4 protein-coding genes are annotated in these 4764 nt (G+C 59.9%); 1 reads left to right on the plus strand and 3 read right to left on the minus strand.

Annotated elements, in window-relative coordinates; all coding sequences use genetic code 11:
• From LDK53_RS22065 to cecR, 3 genes are all read right to left on the minus strand, one after another.
• Nucleotides 1-1697, minus strand: a 1697-nt coding sequence (locus LDK53_RS22065; protein WP_225288078.1) for an ATP-binding cassette domain-containing protein, incomplete at its 3' end; no start/stop codon positions are given.
• Nucleotides 1690-2685, minus strand: coding sequence for a secretion protein HlyD (gene hlyD / locus LDK53_RS22070; RefSeq protein ID WP_025757256.1), 996 nt, complete (start codon nt 2683-2685; stop codon nt 1690-1692). The genes LDK53_RS22065 and hlyD, both read right to left, overlap by 8 nt.
• Nucleotides 2682-3359, minus strand: coding sequence for a transcriptional regulator CecR (gene cecR / locus LDK53_RS22075; RefSeq protein ID WP_025757257.1), 678 nt, complete (start codon nt 3357-3359; stop codon nt 2682-2684). Before cecR ends, hlyD begins: the two co-directional genes overlap by 4 nt.
• Before the next feature lie 203 nt (nt 3360-3562).
• Between cecR and rhlE the strand changes: the two genes are divergently transcribed.
• On the plus strand, nt 3563-4764 hold a 1202-nt coding region (gene rhlE, locus LDK53_RS22080; protein ID WP_225288079.1), incomplete at its 3' end, for an ATP-dependent RNA helicase RhlE.

Consider the following 4764-nt stretch of genomic DNA (forward strand, 5'->3'; position numbering starts at 1 on the left):
GTAATAAACGCCTGCTCCATGGTCGGGTCCGGAACCTCATCGTCGGCGGCCTGCGCTTTCAGGTCGTCGGGGGTGCCGTGAGCAATCAGCTTGCCGCGATACACCAGCCCGATGCGGTCGCAATACTCCGCCTCGTCCATAAAGTGGGTGGTGACCATAACGGTCACCCCTTTTTCCACCATGCTGTTGATATGCAGCCAGAACTCGCGGCGGGTGAGGGGATCAACGCCGGAGGTCGGCTCGTCAAGGAAAAGAATATCGGGCTCGTGCATCAGCGAGCAGGCCAGCGCCAGCCGCTGCTTAAAACCGAGCGGCAGTTCGTCGGTGGCGTGAGAGGCGATGCTGGTTAACCCGAAGGCCTCGCTCATGCGGCGAATTTTCTCATTCTGCGCCCGCCCACGCAGGCCATACACCCCGGAGAAAAAGCGCAGGTTTTGCTCTACGGTCAGGTTGCCATACAGGGAGAACTTCTGCGCCATATAGCCCAGGTGCTGGCGCGCTTTACCGGAGCTGACCTTGAGATCCATATCCAGCACCAGCGCTTTACCAGACGTCGGGACCAGCAGGCCACACATCATCTTAAAGGTGGTGGATTTCCCCGCGCCGTTCGGCCCGAGCAGGCCAAAAATTTCCCCGCGCTTCACCGCGAAGTTGACGTTGTCGGTGGCGGCGAAATCACCAAACTTTTTGGTCAGGGATTTGGCTTCAATCACCGTTTCCCCGGGTGTCCCTTCCACCGTGTGCAGGATTGCGCCGAGGGGGGACTCCGATGTGCCAGCCCCGCCCAGCAGGTCGATAAACGCATCTTCAAATCGCGGCGCGGTTTCTTCCATCTCAAGCTCAGGCATGCCCTGCGCACGGCGAATATCGTCAACGGTGGCCTCTTTTTTGAGGATCACCCGCACCGAGCGGCCCTGAATCATCCCGTCGCTGATCTGCGGCAGTTTCAGTACCCGCTGCAGCAGCTTGCGGTTGGATTCCTGCGGACTGTGCAGCAGGAAACTGCGCCCGGCCATGCTCTGCGTCAGCGTCGTCGGCTCGCCCTGGTAGAGCAGTTCGCCTTCGTTCATCAGCAGGACGTCCCGGCATTGTTCGGCTTCGTCAAGGTAGGAGGTACTCCAGAGGATCAGCATCCCGTCGCCTGCCAGCTCATGCACCATCTGCCACAACTCGCGGCGCGAAATCGGGTCAACGCCCACGCCGGGTTCATCCAGCAGCAGGACCTTCGGCTCGCCCACCAGCGTGCAGGCCAGGCCCAGCTTCTGCTTCATCCCGCCGGAGAGCTTGCCCGCCAGGCGGTCCGTGAACGGACCGAGGGAGGTGAACGCCAGCAGGCGGGCGAAGGTTTTCTGCCGCGTTTCGCCGGTAACGCTGCGCAGATCGGCATACAGGTTCAGGTTTTCCATCACCGTCAGATCTTCATACAGGCCAAACTTCTGCGGCATATAGCCAAGCATGGCGTGCAGCGCACCGTCGTCCTTAATCGGGTCAAGACCCAGCACGCTGGCCGAGCCTTCATCCGGCTTCAGCAGACCGGCCAGCATCCGCATCAGGGTGGTTTTGCCTGCGCCGTCCGGGCCCACCAGCCCGGTGACATAGCCTTTCTGGATGGTGCAGTTCAGCGGGGCAACCGCGGGTTTATCCATTCCCTTAAAGCGTTTAACCAGATTGTTGAGCTGAATAACCGCGTCATTCATGTCGTTCCCCGTTGTTCACTTTTACGGTAACAGGCATGCCCTGACGCAGCGCGTCGTCCGCATCGGTCACGATGATGCGCAGGCGATAGACCAGGTCGGTGCGCAGGTCTGGGGTTTCAACGGTTTTCGGTGTGAATTCGGCGGTAGGGGAGACAAAGCCCACTTTGCCGTGATACGGCTTGTCCGGGCGGCCATCCGTATAGAGCAGCAGCTCGCGGCCCGGCTGCATCTGGCCGAGATTCGGCTCGTCGATGTAAGCGCGTACCCAGACCGGGCGGGTCAGGGAGAGGGTTAAGACGGTGCTGCCCGCGCTGAGCATGCTACCCGGTTCCACGGCGCGGGTCATCAGCGTGCCGTCTGACGGTGCCACCAGCGTGGTGTCGTGCAGATCCAGTTCCGCCTGGGCCAGCTGCGCCTGCGCCTGTTCCAGGCTGGCTTTGGCCTGAGCAATGTCCTGCGGACGGTTACCGGTGCGGTACTGGCTCAGCTTGTCCTGGGCGGATTTCAGCGTCGCCTGGGCCTGATCGCGTGATGATCGCGCATTTTCCAGATCGTTAGCGGAAATCGTACGGCTTTTCCATAGCCCCTGCTGGCGGGCATAGAAGTTCTGCGCGTAGTCATAGGCCGCCTGCGCCTGTTTGACGGCCGCCGCGGCCTGGGCAATCTCTTCATCGCGGTAGCCGGCAAGCATCAGATCATACTGCGCCTGGGCAACGGAAACGCCGGCTTTGGCCTGCAGCAGCGCATTTTCAAAAGGCGCTTTGTCGAGCATACCCAGCGTCTGACCCGCCTTAATGGCATCGCCTTCGTCAACGTTCAGCGAGGCGAGACGTCCGCCGACCCGGAAACTCATATTCACCGTGCGAATATCAACATTACCGTACAGCGTCAGGCCCCGGTCCTGATGGCTCTGATACCATAGCCAGCCACCGACTCCCGCAGCAAGCAAAACAACAACCACCAGAAGGATGGCGACAGGTTTTTTCATGACTTCAGGCTCCTTTGCGTTAAGCCTTGCAGGATCAGATCGAGATGACAGGCGATGACCTGGCTAATCTGCGCGGCTTTATCCTCATCAAATTGTGTCCAGCCGGTGCGTAACAGGATGGTCTCCCGGCCCAGACGGAAGGCCAGGATTTCGCCCAGCAGGGCGTGGGTATGCAAAATTGTCCCGGTATCGTCGGCATCCCGTCCGGTATAGGCGGCAATGAGCCGGGTCAGGTGGGTATGCATCGGGGCAATCACCCGATCGTGTACCCGCTGGTAGGCGGCAGTGGGGGAGAGCTGCTCGCGGGAGATAAACTTGCTCAGGTTGAGCGTATCGTCGTGCGTCAGCAGGCGGATCATGTTGTGACAGGCATTAAGAATCAGCTGGCGGATGGCCTCGCGATCGGGTGCAGGCTGGCTGAGCAGCGCGGTGGCTTCCTCGACGTGCGGGTGAAATTGCGTGCCGATAAAATCGGCGATCCAGTCGGCGCAGGCGAGGTATAAATCCTCTTTTGAGCCAAAATAGTAGGGAATGGCAGCGATGTTCTGTCCGGCCAGCGCCGCGATATCCCGGGTAGTCGCGTGCAGCCCGTACTCGCCAAACTGCGCCAGCGCGGCGGCAATAAGCTGATTTTTGGCTTGTTCACCTTTTGATGTCGTCGGGGTTGTATTCATGGCGGCATTAAAAATTAATCAATCGATTGATTAAGACTATGCCTGATTCCCCTTCTCGTCGAGGGAACTGAGGGATATTTTATGCGCCACGTCACAAAAGCTGCTACACTCCGCCCCTTCGCGACATTGTGGTTTTTGTCCTCCTAATTGTTATATCTCCCTGAAAACTACACCTGTGATGGTCGGGGCGGTTCGGAGTTTTTATGTCTTTTGATTCCCTTGGCCTGAACCCGGAAATTTTGCGCGCGATCGCAGAGCAGGGCTACGTTGAGCCAACCCCAATCCAGCAGCAGGCGATCCCCGCCGTCCTGCAGGGCCGCGACCTGATGGCCAGCGCCCAGACCGGGACCGGTAAAACCGCGGGCTTTACCCTGCCGCTGTTAGAGCTGCTGGTAAAAAATCAGCCGCACGCCAAGGGCCGTCGTCCGGTCCGCGCGCTGATCCTCACCCCAACCCGTGAGCTGGCCGCCCAGATTGGTGAGAACGTGCGTGACTATAGCCGCTATCTCAACATTCGCTCGCTGGTCGTTTTCGGTGGTGTCAGCATTAACCCGCAGATGATGAAGCTGCGCGGCGGTGTGGACGTGCTGGTGGCCACGCCGGGCCGTCTGCTGGACCTGGAACACCAGAACGCGGTGAAGCTGGATAACGTTGAAATTCTGGTGCTGGACGAAGCCGACCGCATGCTCGACATGGGCTTTATTCACGACATTCGCCGCGTGCTGGCTAAACTGCCGCCGCGTCGTCAGAACCTGCTCTTCTCCGCGACCTTCTCCGACGAGATCAAGGCGCTGGCGGAAAAACTGCTACATAACCCGCTGGAAGTGGAAGTGGCGCGCCGCAACACCGCCTCCGAACAGGTGACGCAGCACGTTCACTTTGTGGATAAAAAGCGTAAGCGGGAACTGCTCTCGCAGATGATCGGCCAGGGCAACTGGCAGCAGGTGCTGGTCTTTACCCGCACCAAACACGGCGCGAACCATCTGGCGGAACAGCTGAACAAAGACGGCATTCGCAGTGCGGCGATCCACGGCAACAAGAGCCAGGGCGCGCGTACCCGTGCGCTGGCAGACTTCAAGTCTGGCGATATCCGCGTGCTGGTGGCGACCGACATCGCCGCCCGTGGCCTCGACATTGAAGAGCTGCCGCACGTGGTGAACTACGAGCTGCCAAACGTGCCGGAAGACTACGTGCACCGTATTGGCCGTACCGGCCGCGCGGCGGCAACCGGTGAAGCGCTCTCACTGGTGTGCGTGGATGAGCACAAACTGCTGCGCGATATCGAACGCCTGCTGAAGAAAGAGATCCCGCGTATCGAAACCCCGGGCTATGAAGTGGACCCGTCCATTAAAGCGGAGCCGATTCAGAATGGTCGTCAGGGTGGTCGCGGTCAGGGCGGCGGCGG

The organism is Enterobacter sp. K16B, from assembly GCF_020216105.1.
Classification (GTDB): Bacteria; Pseudomonadota; Gammaproteobacteria; order Enterobacterales; family Enterobacteriaceae; genus Enterobacter; species Enterobacter sichuanensis.

Excerpts from the sequence above, each read along its gene's own strand:
- hlyD (WP_025757256.1), bottom strand. The coding sequence starts at position 2,685 with ATGAAAAAACCTGTCGCCATCCTTCTGGTGGTTGTTGTTTTGCTTGCT.
- cecR (WP_025757257.1), bottom strand. The coding sequence starts at position 3,359 with ATGAATACAACCCCGACGACATCAAAAGGTGAACAAGCCAAAAATCAG.